This window comes from Mesorhizobium sp. WSM4840 (genome assembly GCF_055811755.1).
The window spans coordinates 23,215-45,488 of the sequence record NZ_JBVVQD010000004.1 but is presented as its reverse complement, the minus strand read 5'-3'; the positions used below and the strand labels follow the sequence as shown (position 1 = coordinate 45,488).

General features: G+C 64.0%; 18 protein-coding genes. 9 read left to right on the top strand and 9 right to left on the bottom strand.

Annotated elements, in window-relative coordinates:
- The first annotated feature begins 84 nt into the window (after positions 1–84).
- The 7 genes from AC0L3I_RS07810 to AC0L3I_RS07780 all read left to right on the top strand — a co-directional run bounded on the left by AC0L3I_RS07810 (position 85) and on the right by AC0L3I_RS07780 (position 12,735).
- A complete protein-coding gene (locus AC0L3I_RS07810; protein ID WP_473526530.1) occupies positions 85–5,565 on the top strand; it encodes an alpha-2-macroglobulin family protein in 5,481 nt (1,826 codons plus the stop codon).
- Between the two features lie 198 nt (positions 5,566–5,763).
- Positions 5,764–7,869 (top strand): penicillin-binding protein 1C, encoded by a 2,106-nt coding sequence (pbpC, locus tag AC0L3I_RS07805; RefSeq protein WP_473526529.1) that lies wholly within the window; start codon positions 5,764–5,766, stop codon positions 7,867–7,869.
- 67 nt (positions 7,870–7,936) lie between these two features.
- Positions 7,937–8,593 carry a M15 family metallopeptidase gene (locus AC0L3I_RS07800; protein ID WP_473526528.1) on the top strand — a complete coding sequence of 219 codons (657 nt, stop codon included), beginning with the start codon at positions 7,937–7,939 and terminating at the stop codon, positions 8,591–8,593.
- Positions 8,594–8,835: 242 nt separating this feature from the next.
- The gene (locus AC0L3I_RS07795) at positions 8,836–9,864 is read left to right on the top strand and encodes a sulfate ABC transporter substrate-binding protein (protein WP_473526527.1); all 1,029 of its coding nucleotides are present in this window, start codon (positions 8,836–8,838) and stop codon (positions 9,862–9,864) included.
- 32 nt (positions 9,865–9,896) lie between these two features.
- The gene (gene cysT, locus AC0L3I_RS07790; protein WP_123152024.1) at positions 9,897–10,748 is read left to right on the top strand and encodes a sulfate ABC transporter permease subunit CysT; all 852 of its coding nucleotides are present in this window, start codon (positions 9,897–9,899) and stop codon (positions 10,746–10,748) included.
- On the top strand, positions 10,741–11,625 hold the full coding sequence (gene cysW / locus AC0L3I_RS07785; protein ID WP_095493089.1) for a sulfate ABC transporter permease subunit CysW: 885 nt from the start codon (positions 10,741–10,743) through the stop codon (positions 11,623–11,625). Before cysT ends, cysW begins: the two co-directional genes overlap by 8 nt.
- Before the next feature lie 69 nt (positions 11,626–11,694).
- A complete protein-coding gene (locus AC0L3I_RS07780; RefSeq protein WP_473526526.1) occupies positions 11,695–12,735 on the top strand; it encodes a sulfate/molybdate ABC transporter ATP-binding protein in 1,041 nt (346 codons plus the stop codon).
- Between the two features lie 2 nt (positions 12,736–12,737).
- Here the strand turns inward: AC0L3I_RS07780 and AC0L3I_RS07775 are convergent, their stop codons facing one another.
- From AC0L3I_RS07775 to AC0L3I_RS07765, 3 genes are read right to left on the bottom strand one after another with little or no spacing between them, the layout of a single operon-like run.
- Positions 12,738–13,136 (bottom strand): PIN domain-containing protein, encoded by a 399-nt coding sequence (locus AC0L3I_RS07775; RefSeq protein WP_473526525.1) that lies wholly within the window; start codon positions 13,134–13,136, stop codon positions 12,738–12,740.
- A complete protein-coding gene (locus AC0L3I_RS07770) occupies positions 13,136–13,363 on the bottom strand; it encodes an antitoxin (RefSeq protein WP_473526674.1) in 228 nt (75 codons plus the stop codon). The genes AC0L3I_RS07775 and AC0L3I_RS07770 overlap by 1 nt, the downstream gene beginning before the upstream one ends.
- Positions 13,291–13,452 (bottom strand): hypothetical protein, encoded by a 162-nt coding sequence (locus AC0L3I_RS07765; protein ID WP_473526673.1) that lies wholly within the window; start codon positions 13,450–13,452, stop codon positions 13,291–13,293. Before AC0L3I_RS07765 ends, AC0L3I_RS07770 begins: the two co-directional genes overlap by 73 nt.
- Before the next feature lie 275 nt (positions 13,453–13,727).
- Between AC0L3I_RS07765 and AC0L3I_RS07760 the strand changes: the two genes are divergently transcribed.
- Together AC0L3I_RS07760 and AC0L3I_RS07755 are read left to right on the top strand one after the other, a co-directional pair.
- Positions 13,728–14,714: a sulfate ABC transporter substrate-binding protein gene (locus tag AC0L3I_RS07760; protein ID WP_473485168.1), complete on the top strand. Its 987-nt coding sequence runs from the start codon at positions 13,728–13,730 to the stop codon at positions 14,712–14,714.
- Between the two features lie 255 nt (positions 14,715–14,969).
- Entirely contained in the window at positions 14,970–15,419 is a 450-nt protein-coding gene (locus AC0L3I_RS07755; protein WP_029351604.1) for an RrF2 family transcriptional regulator, read from the top strand.
- A gap of 41 nt (positions 15,420–15,460) precedes the next feature.
- Here the strand turns inward: AC0L3I_RS07755 and AC0L3I_RS07750 are convergent, their stop codons facing one another.
- From AC0L3I_RS07750 to gntR, 6 genes are all read right to left on the bottom strand, one after another.
- On the bottom strand, positions 15,461–15,988 hold the full coding sequence (locus AC0L3I_RS07750) for a gluconokinase (RefSeq protein ID WP_473485167.1): 528 nt from the start codon (positions 15,986–15,988) through the stop codon (positions 15,461–15,463).
- Positions 15,989–16,014: 26 nt separating this feature from the next.
- Positions 16,015–17,001, bottom strand: coding sequence for an ABC transporter permease (locus AC0L3I_RS07745; RefSeq protein ID WP_095493095.1), 987 nt, complete (start codon positions 16,999–17,001; stop codon positions 16,015–16,017).
- Positions 16,998–17,978 (bottom strand): ABC transporter permease, encoded by a 981-nt coding sequence (locus tag AC0L3I_RS07740; RefSeq protein WP_352960493.1) that lies wholly within the window; start codon positions 17,976–17,978, stop codon positions 16,998–17,000. Before AC0L3I_RS07740 ends, AC0L3I_RS07745 begins: the two co-directional genes overlap by 4 nt.
- Positions 17,975–19,543 (bottom strand): sugar ABC transporter ATP-binding protein, encoded by a 1,569-nt coding sequence (locus AC0L3I_RS07735; protein ID WP_473485166.1) that lies wholly within the window; start codon positions 19,541–19,543, stop codon positions 17,975–17,977. Before AC0L3I_RS07735 ends, AC0L3I_RS07740 begins: the two co-directional genes overlap by 4 nt.
- Before the next feature lie 69 nt (positions 19,544–19,612).
- On the bottom strand, positions 19,613–20,737 hold the full coding sequence (locus tag AC0L3I_RS07730; RefSeq protein WP_123152034.1) for a sugar ABC transporter substrate-binding protein: 1,125 nt from the start codon (positions 20,735–20,737) through the stop codon (positions 19,613–19,615).
- A gap of 298 nt (positions 20,738–21,035) precedes the next feature.
- A complete protein-coding gene (gene gntR / locus AC0L3I_RS07725; RefSeq protein ID WP_473485165.1) occupies positions 21,036–22,064 on the bottom strand; it encodes an HTH-type transcriptional regulator GntR in 1,029 nt (342 codons plus the stop codon).
- Between the last annotated feature and the right edge of the window lie 210 nt (positions 22,065–22,274).

The window sequence follows — 22,274 nt, the reverse complement described above, 5'->3', positions numbered from 1 at the left end:
CGTCCTCGTGTTGACAAGCGTGACTGAGCTTGAACATGTCTGGACGAAACGTAGACGTAACGTAAGCAGTGTCTGGAGGGTGTTATGGCAATGCGCGCGGCTCGTGGTCTGTCGATCTTTTTTCTTCTCTTTTTCGCCTGGAGCAGTGTCGCGCAAGCGGCCGAAGCGCGCCGGGTGGTGACATCGGGCAATTCCGATTATTTCGGTTTCGATCTCAGATCCGACCAGAATGTCAGCCTCGACCAGTGCAAGACGACATGTCTCGGCGATCCCGCCTGCCGCGCCTTCACCTATAACCCCAAAGTCAAATGGTGCTTTTTCAAATCCGACTATAACACGCTGAAGCCCTTCAACGGCGCCGTCGCCGGCAAGGTCGTCAACGTCGATGGCGACCCCGATATCGGCGCGCCGCCGGACCTCGCCTTCTTCCCCGCCTGGATGGCCGACCAGGCCCAGCAATACCGCAACAGGCTCACGGGCCCGGCCTACACCAAGCCCACCGAAGGGCTGACGGCGCTGCGGGAGGCGGCAAAACAAGCGTCGCAGACCGGCGATCACCGCTTGGCCATCCAAAAATACGAGGCTTTGGTTTCGGTATTGCCCGAAGATGGCCAGCTTTGGCTCGAACTGGCGCGGGAAACGCTCGCCGTGCAGCCGACCGCCAACAGCGCGGAGGCGTCCACCCTGCCGGCGAACGCCACCTCCGCCGGCTTCAACGCCTACAAATTGCTGCGCACCACAAAAACGCGGGCCGAAGCGCTGGCACTGCTTGGCGACGGGCTCGACCGCCGCGACCTCCCCCGGCCGGCCCTGCAGGCCTACGAAGCGAGCCTCGCGCTGGTAAGTTCGCCTTGGGTCACGGCCGCCTATCAGGACCTCAAGGCCCGCAAGGGCTTCCGCGTCGTCGATCACACGGTTGACGCCGACACCAGCGCGCCGCGCATCTGCGCCCAGTTTTCCGAGGACCTGATCAAGACCGGCGTCGACTATTCGCAATTCGTCACCGTCGACAACGCCGCCCCCAAGGGTGTCGAGGCCAAGGACAAGCAGATCTGCGTCGAGGGGCTCGAGCACGGCCAGCATTACGACGTGACCTTCCGCCCCGGCCTGCCGGCCGCCATCGGCGAGGTGATCACCACCCCGGTGGTGCTGTCGATCTATGTGCAGGACCGCGCTCCGTCCGCCCGTTTCACCGGCGACAGCTTCGTGCTGCCTGCCGGCGCGCGCCGCGGCATCCCGGTCGTCACCGTCAACATGAACGTCGCCGAAATGAAGCTCTACCGCATCGGCGACCGCTCGCTGACCCAGCTTCTGTCCGGCTATCAGTTCCTGCGCCAGCTTGACGGCTACGACATCTCCAACATTTCCGATCAGATGGGCGAGCCGGTCTGGCAAGGCCAGCTCGACATCGCCAACGACCTGAACAAGGAAGTCACCACCTCCTTCCCGGTCAACGAAGCGCTGCCGCAGCGCAAGCCCGGCGTCTATGTGCTGACCGCGCAGCCGGTCGATGAGAATGACAACGACTATGATTCGCGCGCCACGCAATGGTTCGTCGTCTCCGATATCGGCCTGTCGACCTATACCGGGCAGGATGGGCTGAACGTCTTTGCCCGTTCGCTCGGAACCGCCAAGCCGATATCAGGTGCTGAACTGACGCTGCTGGCAAGGAACAATGAAATCCTTGGCACCGCAACCACGGACGCGGAAGGCCGCGCCGTCTTCAACCCTGGACTGACGCGCGGCGACGGCGGCATGGTCCCAGCCGTGCTGACAGCCAAGCAGGGTGACAGCGACTTCGTCTTCCTCGACATGGGCCGCGCCGGCTTCGATCTTTCCGATCGTGGCGTCACCGGGCGTCCGGCGCCGGGCGCGCTCGACGTCTATGCCTGGACCGAACGCGGCATCTACCGCGCCGGCGAGGACGTCCATGTCGCGGCGCTTGCCCGTGATGGCGCGGCCAAGGCGGTCGAGAACCTGCCGCTGACCTTCATCTTCACCCGTCCCGACGGCGTCGAGAACCGCCGCATCGTCAGCGATGGCGTGTCGGCCGGCGGCCATGCCGTGGACCTGCCGCTCGAACCCAATGCCATGCGCGGCACCTGGACGGTGGCGATCCACACCGACCCCAAGCAGGCGGCGGTCGCTAGCCAGATGTTCCTGGTCGAGGATTTCGTGCCGGATCGCATCGAGTTCGACCTGTCCTCCGACAAGCCGGAGATCGCGCAGGGCGAAACTGCCATCGTCACCGTCGACGGCCGCTTCCTTTATGGCGCGCCGGCCGCGGGGCTGGCGCTCGAAGGCGAACTGACGCTGTCGACCATCCGCGACTGGGACCGCTTCAAGGGCTATTCCTTCGGCCTCGCCGACGAGCAGTCGGCGGAACCGTCAGTCACGCCGTTCACCGGCCTGCCGGTGGTCGGTGAAGACGGCAAGGCAACCTTCCCGGTTTCCGTCGACCAGTTGCCCTCGACCACCAAACTGGTCGATGCCAAGGTTACGGTCAGGATGCGCGAAACCGGCGGCCGCGCCGTCGAGCGCTCGCTCAACATCGGCATCCGGCCGCAAGGCCACATGATCGGCATCCGCCCGGATTTCGACGGTGACGAGGTGCCGCAAGGCGGCACGGCAAAGTTCAGCCTGATAGCCGTTGACCCCGACGGCAAGCGCGAGGCGTTGCAGGGCGCGCAATGGTCGCTGGTCAAGGTCGAACGCAATTACCAATGGTACCGCTCGAGCAATTCCTGGAACTATGAGCCGGTCACTTTCACCAAGTCGGTGGCCAATGGCCAGGTCGACCTGACCGCTAACGGCGAGGCCACCGTCTCGCTGCCGGTCGACTGGGGCCGCTATCGGCTCGAAATCGAGACCTCGGACCCGGAAGGCCCGGCGACCAGCTACGAATTCGACGCCGGCTGGTATGTCAGCTCCACCACAACCGAAACGCCTGACGGCCTGGAAATCGCCCTCGACAAGGACAACTACGCGGCGGGCGAAGTGGCCAAGCTCAAAGTGTCGCCGCATTTTGCCGGCGAGCTGCTCGTCAGCATCGGCGCCGACAAACTCTTGAAGACCGTCACAGCCAGCGTGCCGGCCGGCGGTAGCACCATCGACATCCCGGTCGGCGACGACTGGGGCGCCGGCGCCTATGTCACGGCAACGCTGTTCAGGCCGGGAGATGCGCAGGAAACCCGCATGCCGGCGCGCGCCATAGGCGTCAAATGGCTAAAGGTCGATCCGGGCTCGAAGAAGCTCGCCGTCACCTTGACGCCGCCGGACAAGACCATGCCACGCCAGCAGCTGTCGATCCCGGTCTCTGTGGCCGGCGTGCAGCCGGGCGCCAACGCCTATGTCATGGTCGCGGCCGTCGATGTCGGCATTCTCAATCTGACCAATTACAAGGTGCCGGATCCGGAGACCTGGTTCTTCGGCCAGCGCATGCTCGGCCTTGAAATACGCGACCTCTACGGCCGCCTGATCGACGGCTCGCTGGGCACGTCAGGCAAGCTGCGCACCGGCGGCGACGGCGCCAACATACAGTCGCAAGGCAACCCGCCGACCGAAAAGCTGGTCGCCTTCTTCTCCGGTCCGGTTCAGCTCGATGCCGACGGCAAGGCGCGGATCGACTTCGACATCCCGCAGTTCAACGGCACCGTGCGCGTCATGGTCGTCGCCTGGACCGAGGACGGGGTCGGCCATGCCCAGTCCGACGTGATCGTGCGCGATCCGGTGGTGATCACCGCCGGCTTGCCGCGCTTCCTGGCGCCCGACGATTCGGCCGTCATGCGGCTCGATGTCACCGACACCGACGGTCCGGAGGGCGACTATGCACTGTCGATAAACACCACCGGCAATCTTTCGACCGGCAGTGCCGCCCTGCCCGAAAAGCTGACGCTCGCCAAGGGCAAGCGGCAGACGCTGACCGTGCCGCTGATCGCTGAAACGCCGGGTGACGCCTCGATCACCATCAAGCTCGCCTATGCCGACGGCACCGCTGTCGAGCAGACGCTCTATGTGCCGGTTCGCCCGGCGCAATTGCCGGTGACCACCCGCATGGTGGTCGACCTCAAGGGCAATGGCGGGTCGCTGCGCGTCGACAAGGAGCTGCTGGCGGCAAGCCTGCTCGACGGCGCTTCGGTCAGCGTCGGCGTTTCGCAGGCGGCGGCCTTCGACGTGCCGTCGCTCCTGATGACGCTCGACCGCTATCCCTACGGCTGCGCCGAGCAGACCACCAGCCGCGCCATGCCGCTTCTGTATGTCAACGAGATGGCCTCGGGCGTCGGCATGGCCAGCGACGCCGACCTGCATGGCCGCATCCAGGACGCCATCTACAAGGTGCTGAGCTACCAGGCCTCGGCCGGCAGCTTCGGCCTGTGGGGTCCAGGCTCCGGCGACCTGTGGCTCGACGCCTATGTCACCGACTTCCTGACCCGGGCGCGCGAGCAGAAATACGACGTGCCGGCCCAGGCAATGAACCAGGCGCTGAGCAATCTGCAAAACGCGATCGGCTACGACCAGGACGTCAAGGATCGCGGTAGTGAGATCGCCTATGCGCTCTATGTGCTGGCCCGCAACAAGAAGGCCTCGATCGGCGATCTGCGCTACTATGCCGACACACAGCTCGAAGCCTTTTCCAGCCCGATGGCCGTCGCCCAATTGGCGGCGGGCCTGGCGCTCTACGGCGACACGCAGCGCTCGGAAGCCGCCTTCCAGGCCGCCCTGCAACTGGCCCAGTCGACCTCCGCATACGACTACTACAGGCCCGACTATGGCTCGCCGCTGCGTGACGGCGCGGCGATGCTGGCGCTCGCCGCCGAATCGAAGCCGGTACCGACGATCGTGCCGGCGCTGATCAAGCGGGTGACGCAGGAACGCGCCGCCGTCAGATGGACCAGCACGCAGGACGAGTCCTGGATGCTGCTGGCGGCCCGCGCACTGAAGGCCGGCAACGATTCGATCGCGCTGACCATCAACGGCGCGCCGCATGCCGGCGCCTATTCGGACCAGATCGCCGGCAGCGACCTTGCCGACAGTCCACTGACCGTCGCCAACACCGGCAGCAACCCGCTGCAGGCAGTCGTCACCACGGTGGCCTCGCCGATCCAGCCGCTGCCGGCCAGCGGCAACGGCTTCACCATCGGCCGCACCTACTACAAGCTCGACGGCACCGAAGCCAATGTCACGGAGGCGACCCAGAACGAACGCTATGTCGTCGTGCTCAAGGTCTACGAGCAGAACAAATGGCCGTCGCGGCTGGTAATCACCGATCTGCTGCCGGCCGGCTTCGAGATCGACAATCCGGGCCTGGTTTCCAGCGCCCAGTTATCGAACTTCTCCTGGCTGGCCCAGACCGACGCCGCCCATCTCGAATTCCGCGACGATCGTTTCGTCGCGGCCTTCAATCCGAACGATGGCGACGGCGACCGCAACATCACGCTCGCCTATGTCGTGCGCGCGGTGACGCCGGGCACCTTTGCCCATCCGGCGGCAACTGTCGACGACATGTACCGGCCGCAATATTCGGCACGCACCGCGACCGGCATGATGGAGGTCAAGGCGCCGTAAGGCAAAGATGGCGAACAGGAACATGGCGATGGCGCTGCCCCCCATTGCCCTGCCGGGCATTTCTCCCCGTAAGGAGACGGGGAGAAAGAAGCTTGCGCCGAAGTTTTCGCCAGCCTCGAACGTCGCAGAAAAGCCGCCAAGGGTCGCGACAGCCCCCTTCTCCCCGTCACTATACGGGGAGAAGGTGCCGGCAGGCGGATGAGGGGCAGCGCCGTGCTCTCCAAAAAATTCCTGCGCCGAGCAGCCATCGCCGCCGCCTCCCTCGCCGGCTTCCTCGTCCTGTCCGCCGCCACCCTTTGGCAGCTCGACCGCGCCTTTCCGCCGCCGCTGCCGGCCGAACTCACGGTGTCGACCGAAGTGCAGGACCGCGACGGCCAGCTGTTGCGGGCCTTCGCCACGCCGGACGGCTATTGGCGGCTCTCGACCCGCCTCGATCAGGTCGACAGGCAGTTCGTCGACATGCTGGTCACTTATGAGGACAAGCGCTTCTGGGGCCATCAAGGCGTCGACGTGCTGGCGCTGGCCCGCGCCGCCGGCCAGTTCGTGGCCAATGGCCGTATCGTCTCCGGCGGCTCGACACTGTCGATGCAACTCGCCAGGCTGACCGAACCGCGCGACAGCCGCAGCCTTGGCTCGAAGGTCAAGCAGATGCTGCGCGCCCTACAGGTCGAGCGGCGGCTCACCAAGCGCGAGATCCTCGAACGCTATTTGACGCTGGCCCCCTATGGCGGCAATCTCGAAGGTGTGCGCGCCGCCTCGCTCGCCTATTTCGGCAAGGAGCCGAAGCGGCTGACGGTCTCGGAGGCGGCCCTGCTCGTCGCATTGCCGCAATTGCCGGAAAAGCGCCGGCCCGACCGCAACCTTTCAATCGCCCACGCCGCCCGCGACCGGGTGCTGATGCGGATGGTTTCGTCAGGCCTGCTCGGCGAGCGCGAGGCCGCACGCGCCGCGCTCGACGACGTTTCCGCCATCCGCCGCACGTTGCCGGCGCTCGCCGCCCATGCCTCCAATGCGATGCTGCCCAGGGCCGTTCCTGGCCAGAAGCTGCGACTGACGATCCGCAAGAGCGTCCAGGAAGGGCTGGAACAGGTGGCCAGGGATGCCGCAATCAGGCTTGGCCCCCGCCTCTCCGTCGCCATGGTGCTGGCCGACGCCCGCACCGGTGAGATCCTCGGCGAAGTCGGCTCTGCCAACTATTTCGACGCCAGCCGCTCCGGCTGGATCGACATGACCAGGATCGTCCGCTCGCCCGGTTCGACGCTGAAACCGTTCATCTACGGGCTCGCCTTCGAACAGGGATTGGTCGCGCAGGAAACACTGATCGACGACAGGCCGACCGATTTTTCCGGCTACCGGCCGAAGAATTTCGACATGGACTACCAGGGCGACGTCAGCATTCGGCAGGCGCTGCAACTGTCGCTCAACGTGCCGGCGATCAGTGTGCTCGACGCGGTCGGGCCGGCGCGGCTGCTCGCGCGCTTCCGCCAAGTCGGCGTCGCGCCGATATTGCCCATCAACAAGGCGCCGGGTCTCGCCATCGGCCTTGGCGGCGTCGGCGTGACGCTGCGCGACCTCGTCCAGCTCTATGCCGGGCTTGCCAATGGCGGCAAGGCGCACACGCTGCATGACGGCACCGAGCCGGCGAATGCCGAACGCTCCACCGCTTCCATCCTCGACAATCAGGCGAACTGGCAGATCACCGACATATTGTCGGGCGTCAAGCCGCCCGAGGGTGCCGCCCGGCGCGGCATCGCCTACAAGACTGGCACCTCCTACGGCTACCGTGATGCCTGGTCGGTCGGCTTCGACGGGCGCTACGTGCTGGGCGTCTGGGTCGGCCGTCCTGATGCCGGCGCGGTGCCTGGCCTGTCCGGCTATGTCTCGGCCGCACCGATCCTGTTCGAGGGCTTTGTCCGCTCCGGCCTGGCTGCCGTGCCGCTGCCAAGCCAGCCGGCCGGCGTCGTCAGACCCAGGCGCGACGAACTGCCGGTGACATTGGCGCGCTTCGGTTCTGGCGCCGACGGGTTGGTCCAGGCGACGTCGACCGAGCCCGCGCCGACGATCATTTTTCCGCCCGACGGCGCCCGCGTCGATCTCGGCACCACTGCCGCCGACGCCACGCCGCTTGTGTTGAAGCTGCAAGGCGGCCGCGCCCCGTTCCGCTGGCTGGCCAATGGCAAGCCGCTGGTCGGCATCGACCGGCGGCGCACGGCGACCTGGCAGCCGGACGGCGCCGGCTATTCAACCCTGACCGTGATCGACGCGGCCGGGCGCGCGGCCAGCGTGAAAGTGTTCGTTGAATAGAATGCGCCAAGCGATTCAGCGCATTGCGTTTTGCGCCCTGCTGTCGGCTGCCGGTACCGCCCCTGTCTTGTCCGCAGACCTCCCCGCCGGCTTCGTTCGGCTGGCCGACATCGATCGCACCATCCGGCAGGACATCCGCTACGCCCGCACAGATAATTTCCTGCACCGCAAGGCAGCCGGCTACGACGCGCCGGTATGCATCCTCACCGGGCGAGCGGCGGAAGCGCTTTCCGGAGTCCAGAAAGCGATTGCCGCCGAGGGGCTGACGCTGGTCGTGTTCGACTGCTACCGCCCGGCGCGCGCCGTCTCCGACATGGGCGAATGGACTGGGGAAGGCGGACCACCCGACCCGCAATGGTATCCGACGGTCAAGCGCAAGGACCTCATCGCCAAAGGCTATGTCGGCGAACTGTCGACGCATTCGCGCGGCTCGACCGTCGATGTCGCCATCGCGCGAGCCGACCGCAACACCGCTCCAAAACAGGCCTGCGGCGCGCCCAATGCCGATACGCTCGATTTCGGCACCGGCTTCGACTGTTTCGACCCGATGAGCGAAACGGCGCACCGTCCGCTCGCCGGGGAAGCAACCGCAAATCGCAAGAGGCTTGTCGAGGCCATGCGCGCCGGCGGCTTCAGGAATTATGCGCGCGAATGGTGGCACTTCACGCTGGAAAACGAGCCATTTCCAAAGCAGCGCTTCGATTTTCCCGTGACCGCCGACTAAACGCTGGCCGCTGCGAAGGGCAATTCGCGCTCGCACCACATCCAGCCATTGTCGAGACGCGACATGTCTCTAGATAGATCGCTTCATGAGCCCGAATCCGCACCGCAGCGTTGCGAGGAAAGAATTTCCTCATGAGGCCAAAGGTCGGCGAAAAATTGCTTCACAAGGCCAAAAAAAGCAACATTGATTGCATCTAATTTCTACCAATTCAGTAGATTGAGGTGATCTCAACGGAGGCGGAAATGACCAATCCTCGTTTCAGGAAACTGCTCGGCGCACTGGTTGCCACATCTGTCCAGTTCGGCACGCTCGGTTTCGCGTTTGCCGATACCACCATCCTCAACGTGTCCTATGACCCGACGCGTGAGCTGTACAAGCAATTCGACGAGGCCTTCGCCGCCCACTGGAAGGCCGAGACCGGTGAGACGGTAACCGTCCAGCAGTCGCACGGCGGGTCGGGCGCGCAGGCCCGCGCCGTGATCGACGGCCTCGAAGCCGACGTGGTGACACTGGCGCTCGAAGGCGACATCAACGCCATCGTGGAGAAATCGAAGACGATCAATCCCGACTGGCGGACCAAGTTCGAGAACAACTCGGCGCCTTACACCTCGACCATCATCTTCCTCGTCCGCAAAGGCAACCCGAAGGGCATCCAGGACTGGGGCGATCTGGTCAAGGACGACGTCCAGGTGATCACGCCGAACCCCAAGACCTCGGGCGGCGCGCGCTGGAACTATCTCGCCGCCTGGGCCTACGCCAACGCCAAGGATGGCGGTGACGAGGCCAAGACCAAGGAATTCGTCGGCAACCTGTACGCCCATGTTCCGGTGCTCGACACCGGTGCGCGCGGTGCGACCGTGACTTTCGCGCAAAAAGGCCTGGGCGACGTGTTGCTGGCCTGGGAAAACGAGGCCTATCTGGCGCTCGACGAATTCGGTGCCGACAATTTCGATATCGTCTACCCGCCGACCTCGATCCTGGCCGAGCCGCCGGTCGCCGTGGTCGACGCTAATGTCGATGCCAAGGGCACGCGAAAAGTCGCTGAAGCCTATCTAGGCTATCTCTACTCCAAGGAAGGCCAGACGCTGATCGCCAAGAACCACTATCGCCCGTCGAAGCCCGATTTGGTACCGGCGGAGGACCTCGCCAAACTGCCTGAGATCAAGCTGATTACCATCGACGATCCGCTTTTTGGCGGTTGGAAGAAAGCACAGCCTTACCATTTCGGCGACGGTGGTATATTCGACCAGATCTACAAGCCGGCCCAGTAGACCCAGTAAGCTAGATTCTAGATCAGGACGACATGACCACAGCACCCGCCAAGGCGGGGTGGCGGTTCAGACAGCCGAGCGTCATTCCGGGTTTCGGATTGACGCTCGGCTTCTCGCTTGCCTACCTCACGCTCATCATCCTCATTCCCCTGTCGGGGCTGATCTGGCGATCGGCCGCGCTTGGCTGGGCCGATTTCTGGGCGATCGCCACCGACCGCCGCACCATCAATGCGCTTGAAATCAGCTTCGGCACCGCCTTCTTTGCCGCCGCGGTCAATGTCGTCTTCGGCACGATCGTCGCCTGGGTGCTGGTGCGCTACAGCTTTCCTGGCCGCCGAATCGTCGATGCCATGGTCGACCTGCCCTTCGCGCTGCCGACGGCGGTTGCCGGCATCGCACTGACCACGCTCTACGCGCCGAATGGCTGGCTCGGCAGCCTGCTGGCGCCGCTCGGCATCAAGGTCGCCTACACGCCGCTCGGCATCGTCATCGCGCTGATCTTCATCGGCCTGCCCTTCGTCGTGCGCACCGTCCAGCCGATTATGGAGGAGATCGACAAGGAGGTGGAGGAAGTGGCTGCCACGCTCGGCGCCAATCGCTTCCAGACCATCGCCCGGGTTCTGCTTCCGGGGCTGGCGCCGGCCATCGTCACCGGTTTTGCGCTGGCTTTCGCGCGCGGCGTCGGCGAGTATGGCTCCGTCATCTTCATCGCCGGCAATCTGCCCTACAAATCCGAGATCGCGCCGCTTTTGATCGTCATCCGGCTGGAGGAATACAATTATGCGGCGGCGACCGCGATCGCGGCGATCATGCTCGCTTTGTCGTTCGTGATGCTTCTGGTCATCAATCTGGTGCAGACGTGGAGCCGCAAGCGCTATGGCTGATCCGGAGATCAAATCCTACGCACCGCACCACGAAAGCCTATCGGCGGCAGTGACCGAAAGCCGCCCGGCGAAAGCCGTGCTGATGATCGTGAGCTTTGCCTTCCTCGGCATTTTCCTGCTGTTGCCGCTGATCGTCGTCTTCAACGAAGCCTTCGCAAAGGGCCTCAGTGCTTATACGGAGGCGCTGACCAATCTCGACACGCGCTCGGCGATCCACCTGACGCTGCTGGTGGCGGCGATCTCGGTGCCGCTCAACATCGTCTTCGGCATCTCCGCTGCCTGGGCGATCGCCAAGTTCGAGTTCAAGGGCAAGGCCTTCCTAACCACGCTCATCGACCTGCCGTTTTCGGTCTCGCCGGTCATTTCCGGGCTGGTCTATGTGCTGTTGTTCGGCGCACAGGGTCTGCTCGGCGCCTGGCTGAAGGCGCATGGCATCGTCATCCTCTTTGCCGTGCCGGGCATCGTGCTGGCCACCATCTTCGTCACCTTCCCCTTCGTCGCCCGCGAACTGATCCCCCTGATGCAGGAACAGGGCAATGGCGACGAGGAGGCGGCGCTGTCGCTCGGGGCCAATGGTTGGCAAGCGTTCTGGTACGTGACGCTGCCCAACGTCAAATGGGGGCTGCTCTACGGCGTTCTGTTGTGCAATGCCCGCGCCATGGGCGAGTTCGGCGCGGTCTCCGTCGTGTCGGGCCACATACGCGGGCTGACCAACACCATGCCGTTGCATGTCGAAATCCTCTATAACGAGTATAATGCCGCCGCCGCCTTTGCCGTTGCCTCGCTGCTGGCGGGCCTGGCGCTCGTCACGCTGGTCTTGAAAACACTTCTCGAAATGCGCTACGGCGCCGAGATCGCCGCGACGCGCGGACACTAATGCATGTCGCCCAAAAGTGGTAACCGGTTTTTGGGACAACGACATGCATCGACAAAAAAGGGACGGTTGATGGAAGTTCGCGTTGCCAACGTGCGCAAGGAGTTTGAACGGTTTCCGGCCCTCCACGACGTTTCGCTCGACATCAAGTCCGGCGAGCTGATCGCGCTGCTCGGGCCTTCCGGCTCCGGCAAGACGACGCTGCTCAGGCTGATAGCCGGGCTGGAGCGGCCGACGAAAGGAAGGATCTTCTTCGGTGAGGAGGATGCGTCGCAAAAGTCGATCCAGGAGCGCAATGTCGGCTTCGTTTTCCAGCATTATGCCCTGTTTCGCCATATGACGGTGGCCGACAATATCGGCTTCGGCTTAAAAGTTCGGCACGGGCCGTCGCGGCCGTCGGCGCAGGAAATCCGCCGCCGTGCCTCCGAGCTTCTCGACCTTGTCCAGCTTTCCGGCTTGGAGAAGCGCTATCCGGCGCAGCTTTCGGGCGGCCAGCGCCAGCGTGTGGCGCTTGCCCGCGCCATGGCGATCGAACCGGCCGTGCTTTTGCTCGACGAGCCGTTCGGCGCGCTCGATGCCCAGGTCCGCCGCGAGTTGCGCCGCTGGCTGCGCGAAATCCACGACGCCACCGGCCACACCACGGTCTTCGTCACCCATGACCAGGAAGAGGCGCTCGAGCTTGCCGACCGCGTCGTGGTGATGAGCCAGGGCAGCATCGAGCAGGTCGGCACCGCAGATGAAATCTACGACACGCCGAACTCGCCGTTCGTCTACGGCTTCATCGGTGAATCGAGCGCGCTTCCCGTCAAGGTCGAGGACGGTCAGGTCTGGATAGCCGACCGCCCGATCGGGCTGTCCGCGCCGCATGCACGGCAAGGCGAAGCGACGCTGTTCTTCCGTCCGCACGATGTCGAACTGGTGGAGGAATGCAATGGCTGCATCGCCGGCACGGTCGCCGCCAGCCGCCGCGTCGCCGGCACCAGACGCGTGGAGCTCGAAATCGGCGGCGAGCGCCAACGGGTCGAGATCGAGCTGCCCGTCGACCATCCGGCGGCGCAGAAAAGCCGGGTGGCGTTCAGGCCGCGGCGCTGGAAGCTTTTTCCGACTGCTTGATCCTATGCCAACCAGTTCTCGACCTTCAGGCGCTTGATCCGATTGAACTCTCCCGTGTTGGCCGTCACCAGGGTAGTGCCTAGTGCGTAGGCGTGGGCAGCAATAAAAAGGTCGTTTTGGCCAATGGTCTGGCCCATGCTTTCAAGCTCGGCGCGAATCGCGCCGTACTCGGCATCCACCGGCACATCGAGCGGCAAGACAGGAATCTCAGCCAGCAATTCGTCGACCCTCTTGAGCAGCCTGGCCGATCCCTTCCTGACGCAGCCATATCGCAGTTCCGAGGCGACCACTATGCTCGTACAAACGGCGTCCTCTCCCACGCGCAGGATGGCGCTGGCGGCTCTGCCTGCCGGGTTTCGGATCATGTCGCTGACAATGTTCGTGTCTAGCATGAACCGCATTAAAAAAATTCCTCGGATTTGACAGGCATATCGTCGATTTTGGGGAAGTCTTCCTCGGGACCGAGCGGCGGCTCTTTCGCCCATTGCGCAAGCAGCCCCGAGAGGCCAGGTTTGCGGACCGGCTCGATGACCAAGCGGTCGCCTTCACGGCTGATCAAGACCTTTTCGCCGGGGAGCTCGAACTCAACAGGAATGCGCACCGCTTGGCTGCGATTGTTGCGAAACAGCTTCGCCTCTTTCGGTGGCGTTGCCTTTTTCGGTGGCGTTGTTGAATGGCGGCGCTGCGGCATGGCGACGGCTCCTTTGTATATACCACTTGTATATGCCAGATTGCGCCGTGACGCAATCCTCCTGCCAACGCATCGTCTGCCAACACTTAGGCCGGCCGGGAAAGCATCGTGCATGCGGACGAGATCAGCGCGGCTGGCCAGGTATCTCGAAAGACTCTGCTTGAAAGAAAATCCTAACGAATGCCCGGAATGGGAACATTTTTCTAGCGATGACGTGGCGAAGCCGTTCTATGTGTCTCGTCGCCCATCATGCCTTGCCGCTATGGTTGGGCAACAAGCGTTGCATTGGAGACCTGTTTTCATGAAGCGATTTTTGCTTGGCGTCGCCACATTGGCCGGCCTGTTCCTGGCATCCTCCCAAGCCTGGTCGGCCGACAGACTGCTGAATGCGTCCTATGATGTAGGCCGCGAATTGTTTGCGCAGGTCAACAAGGCCTTCATATCAGAGCACCCCGGCGTGGCCATCGATCAGTCGCATGCCGGGACGTCGGCGCAAGCGCGCGCCATTGCCGAGGGCCTCGGCGCCGATGTCGTCACCTTCAACCAGGTCATCGACATCGACTTCCTGGTCTCGAAGGGTCTTATCTCCGCCGACTGGCAGAAGGACTTCCCCGACAACGCCTCGCCTTTCTATTCGCTGCCGTCCTTTTTGGTGCGCGCCGGCAATCCGAAAAACATCAAGGATTGGAACGATCTCGTGCGCGACGACGTCCAGGTGATCTTCCCCAACCCGAAAACATCCGGCAATGCGCGCTACACCTATCTGGCGGCCACCGCCTACGCCAAGGAGGCCTTCAAGGATGACGACGCCAAGGTGAAGGAATTCGTCACCAAGCTGTTCAACAACGTTCCGATCTTCGACAGCGGCGGGCGCGCCGCGACCACCACCTTCGTGCAGCGCGAGATCGGCGACGTGCTGATCACCTTCGAGTCGGAAACGCGCGGCGTCCGCAGGGAGTATGGCGATGACAAGTTCGAGCAGGTGACACCCTCGGTCAGCCTGCTGGCGGAGTTTCCGGTGGCGATCGTCGATACGGTCGCCGACGAGCATGGCACGCGTGACCTCGCCAAGACCTATCTCGACTTCCTCTACACGCCGCAGGGGCAGGACATCGCCGCCCGCAACGGCCTGCGGACTCGCGACGCGGCGGTCGCCGCCAAATACAAGGCCGAGTTTCCCGATGTCCGCCTGCTGACGGTGGAGGACGTCTTCGGCGGCTGGGCCAAGGTCAAGGTCGAGCATTTCGCAGCCGGCGGACTGCTCGACCAGACCTATGGCAGCCGCTAACGCGAGCGATCATCGAACGCGACAAGAAAGCCGGCTTTTGTCGGCTTTCTTCGTTTTCGCGGTCCGGAAAGGTGATTTCGCGCATTTTCGGGGCGGACCATCCAAAACGTCACGAAGAATCAACGTGTTTGTGCCTACCGTTCCATCAGACGGCTTGTTTTCGCGAAACTGCATCGCGCGACCAAAACGTCATGATTTACACACAAACAACCGCCAGATGCGGGGCGGTTGGGGTTTTCATGAACTGAATCGGGCATGCTTACCAAAAAAGGCAAATACGGCCTCAAGGCCCTCGTGCATCTGTCAGGCTTGCCGGTCGGCCAGCTCGCATTCGTCAACGACATTGCCGTCGCCAACAACATCCCGAAGAAATTCCTGGATGCCATTCTGGGCGAATTGCGCAATGCCGGCTTCGTCCAGAGCCGCAAGGGCAAGGAAGGCGGCTATCGCCTCGCCCGGCCGGCCTCCGAGATCAAGATCGGCCATGTCGTGCGTGTCCTCGACGGGCCGCTGGCGCCAATCCCTTGCGCCAGCCGCACCCAATATCAGCGCTGCGAGGATTGCGACGAAGCGACATGCCAGGTCCGGAACATGATGCTGGAGGTGCGCCAGGCGATCGCCGAGGTGCTGGACAATCGCAGCCTCGCCGCGATGCGCGACGCCGACAATGACGATTTTCCAGTCGAACTGACGTCGCAGATCTGATCAGCCGCCGCTAAAGCGGGATCCGCGCCGGCGAAGCCGGCTCATGAATTCGCCTCAAACAGGCTCAAGACATCGCCGACGATGTCGGCGACCGGGCGCGTCGCATCGAGCGTCAATGCGTTCTCGTCGGCTGCCGGCGCTTCGAGCGTGGCGAACTGGCTGTCGACCAGGCTTGCCGGCATGAAATGGCCCTGGCGGGAGCCGACACGCTGCTTTGCGGTCGCGGGATCGATTTCCAGATAGAGGAAAACGATGTCTTGGCAAAAACCGCGCAGACGTTCGCGGTAGCTGCGCTTCAGCGCCGAACAGGCGGCGACCACGCCTTGCCCTTCGCCGATCGATCCCGCAATGCGCCGGCCGATCGCGTCGAGCCAGCCTTCGCGCAATGCGTCGGTCAGCGGCTCGCCTCTTGCCATACGCGCGACGTTTTCCGGCGGATGCAGCCGGTCGCCCTCGACGAAGATGGCACCCAACGCTGCGGCCAGCGCTTCGCCGACGGCCGACTTGCCACAACCGGCGACGCCCATCACCACGACGGCCGGTGCGGACCGGACGGCATCCCTCTGCATTTGTGCCTTTTCGTCCACGATGCGGGTCAGCGGCTGGCCGGCGCGCGGCCGTAAAGCAGGAGCATGGCGACGATGACGACGCCGTAGATGATCTGCCGGCCCGCCTCCGGCATCTGCATGACCGAAAGAATGGATTGCAAAAGCGTGATCAGGATGACGCCAGCGACCGTGCCGAGATAGGAGCCGCGGCCGCCGAGGATCGAGGTGCCGCCAAGCACGACCGCTGCGATCGACGGCAGGAGATAGGCGTCGCCCATCGACTGCGCCGCCTTGGAGGCATAGCCGGCCAGAAGCACGCCGCCGAAGGCGGAGAGCCCGCCGGACACGGCGAAGGCGATCAGCACCACGCGCCGCGTGTCGATGCCGGAGAGGTAGGCGGCGCGCTCGCGGTTGCCGATGCCGTAGACCGTGCGGCCGAAGCCGGTGCGGGTCAGCACGAAAACCATCGCAGCACCGATCAGCGCCCAGATGACGACCGCGTTGGGCACGCCCGGAATGGCAAAGCCGGTCGCCAGATAGCGCATCGCCGGGGTTGCCGAATCCTGCGGCGAGAAACCGCCCGTATAGACCACCATCAGCCCTTGCGCGACGGCATTGGTGGCGAGCGTGATGATCATCGAGGGAATGCGCAGGTAAGCGACGCCGATGCCGTTGACGATGCCGATCGCGACACCGCAGAAAATGCCGAACGGGATCGCCAGCGCCACGCCAACCGGGCCGTAGGCGGCCGCCGCACAGGCCATCATCGCGCCCGCCGCCACCGACCACGGCACCGACAGGTCGATCTGGCCGAGCAGGATGACCAGCATCATGCCGGTGGCGATGACGCCGAGAAACGAGGCCACCTTGAGCTGCTGCAGCAGATATTCCGGCGACAGGAAGCTGCGCGAATAGAGGCTGCCCACAAACAGCAGCAGCACGATGCAGGCAAAGGCGGTCAGCACCGCGGGGTCGGCGCGGCGGATGAATTTCGGCATGCGGCCAGCGATGCCACCAACGGTCGTTTCGCTCACAGGAACCACTCCAGCCGGTTGCGGACCCTGAACAGGGCGAAGGCGCCGAGGCTGACCGCGATCAGCAGGATGACGCCCTGGAACAGCGGCTGCCAGAGCGGATCGAAATCGAAAACGAAGAGCAGGTCGCCGATGGTGCGGAAGGCGAGCGCCCCGAAAATCGCGCCGATGGCGCTGCCCTTGCCGCCGAACAGTGAGACGCCGCCAAGCACCACGGCGGCGATCGAGAACAGCGTATAGGCATTGCCACTGGCATAGGCCGCCTCGCCCGTATAGGTGAAGAAGGTCAGGAACAGCCCGCCGATCGCGGCCAGCAGGCCGGCCAGCGCATAGGCGGCAAACTTGCCGCGGCGGATCGGCACGCCGGACATGTAGGCCGCCATCTCCGACGATCCCGCAGCATAGGCCGCGCGGCCGAGCACCGACCGGCTGAACGGCACCCAGACGACGAGCACGACGGCCAGCAGCACCACCAGGCTCGCCGGCACCACGCCGAACAGCCGCCCGGTCATCGCGTCGGCGAGATCCTCGTTGACCGAGCCGCCCGGGAAGGGTCTCAAAAGCAGCGCAATGCCGAAATAGACCGCGCCGGTGGCGATCGTTGTGACGATCGGCTGCAGCCGTCCGTAGATGACGATGGCGCCGTTGATCGCCCCGCACAGCAGCCCGGTGCCGAGCACCGCGACGACGCCGAGCGCGGTCTCGATGCCGGTGCCGATGACCAGCCATGAGGCCAGGCAGTTGGTCAGCAGGAAGATCATGCCGACGGAAAGGTCGATGCCGGCGGTGATCACCACCAGCGTCTGCGCCATGGCGACGAAGGCAAGCAGCACGCCCTTGTTCGAAGCCGTCTGAACGACATTGGCGGTAAAGCCGGCCGGATGGTTCGAGGTGTAGATCGTAAACATCACGATGAAGATGCCGAACGCCAGCAGCGTTCCGCGTTGTTCGGCAAGCCAATAGCGCCAATCCTTCACGCGTCCGCTCCTCGGGCTGGCGTCTTCGCCATGCCTCTAACAGGCATCTCTTCGCCATGGATGTTGAGCGCACTGGCAATCAGCGCCCGCTCGGTGATCTCGGCGCCGACCAGTTCGCGCTTGACTGCCCCGTCATAGAGCACCAGCACCCGGTCGCAGCAGCCGATCAGTTCGTCATAGTCGGTCGAGTAAAACAGGATCGCCGCGCCTTGGTCGGCAAGCTTGCGCATCAGCTGATACAGTTCCTGCTTGGTGCCCACATCGATGCCCCGCGTCGGGTCGTTGAGCAGGATGATGCGCGGCTGCCGCATCAGCCATTTGGCGATGACGACCTTCTGCTGGTTGCCGCCGGACAGTGCGCCGACCGGAATGTCGAGGCCTGCCGTCTTGATCGCCAGCAGACCCACCATGTCGTCGATCAGCCGCTGCTCGGCGGCACGGTCGATGATGCCGGCCCTGGACAGCCGGTCGAGCGCGGCGAAGGAGAGGTTTTCGCGCACCGTCATAGGCAGCATCAGACCTTCCGTCTTGCGATCCTCCGGGATCAGCGCCATGCCGACCCGGTCATCCCGCGCCTTGGCCGGGCTGGCGATCGCCATCGGCTTGCCGTCGATCAATATCTGGCCGCTGAGGCCGCGCAGCACGCCGAAGAAGGCCAGCAGCAATTCACGTTGGCCCTGGCCATCGAGGCCGCCGAGGCCGACGACCTCGCCTGCGTCGACCGTGAGCGAGATATTGTCCAGCCTGTCGGTCCAGGACAGTTTTCGCGCCTCCAGTACCGGAGCGGTGATAGCCGGCGCGCGCACCGGCTTCGTTGGGAAAATATGGCTGTATTCGCGGCCGATCATCAGCTCGACGACTTCATTGTCGCTCTTCGTGCCTGCCGCGTAGCTGGCGACGTTGCGGCCGTTGCGGAACACCGTGCACTGGTCGGCTAGCTCGGCGATCTCGTTCATCCGATGCGAGATGTAGAGCAGCGCCAGCCCTTCCGAGCGCAGCCGCTTCAAGACGCCGAAAATCTTCGCGACGTCGGCCGCGGTGAGCGCCGAGGTCGCCTCGTCGAGGATCAGGATGCGCGGCTTGCGTGCCAGCGCCTTGGCGATCTCGACCATCTGCCTTCTTGAAAGAGGAAGATCCTTGACCAGCGCCAGCGGATGGATGTCGGCAGCGCCGGCGCGAGCGAGGGCCTCTTCTGCTATGCGGCGCTGCGCCTTGCGGTCGATCATGCCGAAACGCCTGGGGGGATCGGAAATGACGATGTTGTCGGCGACGCTGAGTTCGGGGACGAGCGACAGTTCCTGGAAGATGCAGACGATGCCGGCCTGGTTGGCCGCGGCCGGCGACGCGAAGGTCACTTCGCTTCCGTCCAGCATCATGCGGCCCTCGTCAGGCGCGACGACGCCGGCCATGACCTTGATCAGCGTCGATTTGCCGGCGCCGTTTTCGCCGAGAATGGCGTGAATGCTGCCTGGTGTAACCGAAAGCTCGGCCTTTTCCAGCGCCCGCACACCGCCATAGCGCTTGGATATGCCCTCCATGCGGAAGAGCGGAACCGCACCGTCCATCGGCCCCTCCCAAGGCGCTTGTTCGTTAGGACCGGCGCCGCGGGATATCCCGCGACGCCGAGCGACAGTCTACTGGTTTTCCTTGCTCTGGCCCATGATTTCCTGCGCGGTGAAGTTGATGCCGCAGGTCGGGAAGGAGTTGCCGACGAAGAAATTGTCGGATTGGTCGGGGAAATAGTCCTCGCCTTCCTTGAAGTTCGGATCCTCGACGATCGCCAGCGGCAGCTTCACCGCTTGCGGGACGACCTGGCCTTCGAGCGCGGCAATCGCCGTCTTGATGGCGACCGCTACCTGGGCCGGGCCGGTTCCGGCCGACGAGCATTTCAGCCCCTCTGCGGCAAACTTCGCGCAGAATTTGCGAAAGCCATTCTCCGTTTCGCCGCCGAACGGCACGAACGGATGCTTGGCATCGATCATCGCCTGAACGATGCCGGTGTCGCCGCCCTGCCCGGTGATGCCGTCGAAGGGACCGTTGGTGGCGATCGCGTCGGCCGTAGCCTTTTGCGCCACGCCATCGTCCCATTTGCCGATGACTTCGGTGACCTCCCACTTCTTGCCGGAAGCGTTGAAAACCTCGTGGATGCCGTTATGGCGGTCGGTGTCGACCGACGTGCCGGCAACGCCGCGCACCTCAAGGATCTTGCCACCATTGGGCACATGCTTGACCAGCCAGTTGGCCCACAACTCGCCAAGGCCTTTCTGGTCGACATTGACGTTGATGGCGTCCTTGGTGTCGAGAATGTTGTCGAAGGCGACCAGCACGACGCCGGCTTCCTTGGCGCGCTTGATGACCGGTCCGAACGCTGTCGGATTCTGCGCGTTGACGACGATCGCGTCATAACCGGAATCGATGAAGTTGTTGATCGCCGAAATCTGCGCCGGCACATCTTCGCCGGTCGACACGACCTTGAATTCCTTCAGTTTCGCCGCGACCTCCGGCTGCGCCGCATAGGCCTTCGCCGTCTGCACCATCTGGATGCGCCAGGTGTTGGCGATGTAGCCATTGGCGAGCGCGATGCGGTACGGGCCTTCCTTCTTGGGGAACTTGAAGAACTGCGTGTCGGCCGCCCACGGCGCGAAGCAGTCCGGCTCGGCGGACGGGCCTTTGACGATTTCGGCTTCGGCGAGCGCCGACGAGCTCAGCATGACGAATGCAGTGGCGGCAACGATGCCACCAACAAGTGACTTGAACATCGATATTCCTCCCAGTTGCAGTTTTTGATTGCTCTTACGCATGTCGCGCGTCCGGCCCGGCACCTCCGCCTTGCCCCTCGCGCCTTTCAGGCGGCCGAATGCCGACCCGATCTCCTCCCTTGTCGCTCGGCTAACCGAAGTAAAAACTATCATATTATACATAATAAACAAGCATGAGCTGTCGCTTATATATAATAAACAGACTTCGGTCTTTGCCGCGTGCTTCCTCCCAAAAGCAGATGGTAGCGCTACCCATGACGCCGTGTAAAGCGTCATTTCGCGATGCCTGGAAGTGCTTTCAGCGGGCAGTGCTCTCGCGGCACCTGAGCTCGAAGCCGAGGTCGACGACCGGCTCTTGCGGCCGCTTGCCTGCAATCGCCGCGAGCGCCATCGCGACCGACAGCCGGCCGATCTCGTAGCGAGGCGTCCGGACGCTGGTGATGGATGGAAAAGCCACTTCCATCATGTCGAGATCGTTGAAGCCTGTGATGCCGATCGTCTTCGGCACGGCGATCGAGGCGCGGTGGCACTCAAACAGTACGCCGAGCGCAATGTCGTCATTGTTGCAGAAAACTCCGTCCAGCGTCGGCACCTTGGCCAGCGCGTCACGAAACAGTTCGCGCCCGAGCGTCACGCTGGACGGCACCGGCGTGGTGGTGATCAGCCGCGCGTCGAACAGACCGGCCGCCTCCATCGCCGCGCGATAGCCGGCCAGTCGACGCTGCGAGCGTGGGTCCATGCGCGCGCCGATGAAGCCGATGCGGCGATAGCCCGTTTCGATCATGTGCTCCGTCGCCGCCTTGCCGCCGTCGAAATGCGAGAAGCCGACCATCATGTCGACCGGATCGGGCCCGGTCTCCATGACCTGCACCACCGGACAGCCGGCCGTCTCGAGCAGTCTTCGCGACGTTGGCGTCTGGTCGATGCCCGCCACGATCAGCGCCGCCGGGCGCTGCGGGCCGAACACCTGCAGCAGCCGTTCCTCCTCGAGGCCGGAATAATGGGTATTGCCGAGCTGGATGCGGTAGGAACTGTCGGACAGGCTGTCATAGATGCCGCGCAGCACTTCGGCAAAGACGCTGTTGGTGAGCGACGGCACCAGCACGCCAAAGACCTCGGCGCGCGCCGAAGCCAATGCTCGCGCATTCGGGTCGGGCAGATAGCCGAGTTCATCGACGGCCGCCTGGATCTGGCGGCGCAGATCCTCCGAAACACGCCCCGGCTCGCGCAAGGCGCGGGAAACCGTGATGGCGCCGACGCCGGCCATACGCGCGACATCGGCAATCGTCGGACGGCCGCCGCCGCGGCGCGAGCGCGGTTTGGTCATAGCCTTGTCCCGAACGCGGCGCCTTCGCCGAAGCGCGGCCGCGAAATGCTGTTCAGCGTCTTTGCCACTGTCGCCATGCCAACCCGACTTGCCGCACCCGTCTGGCGTCGCGCAGCCTTACCCCATTGTCAAGCGAACCGGCCAGGACAGCTACCCGAACTCGGGTAGCGCCACAGTTGGAATTTCGGCTGTGGGTGGGTTCGCGGGCGT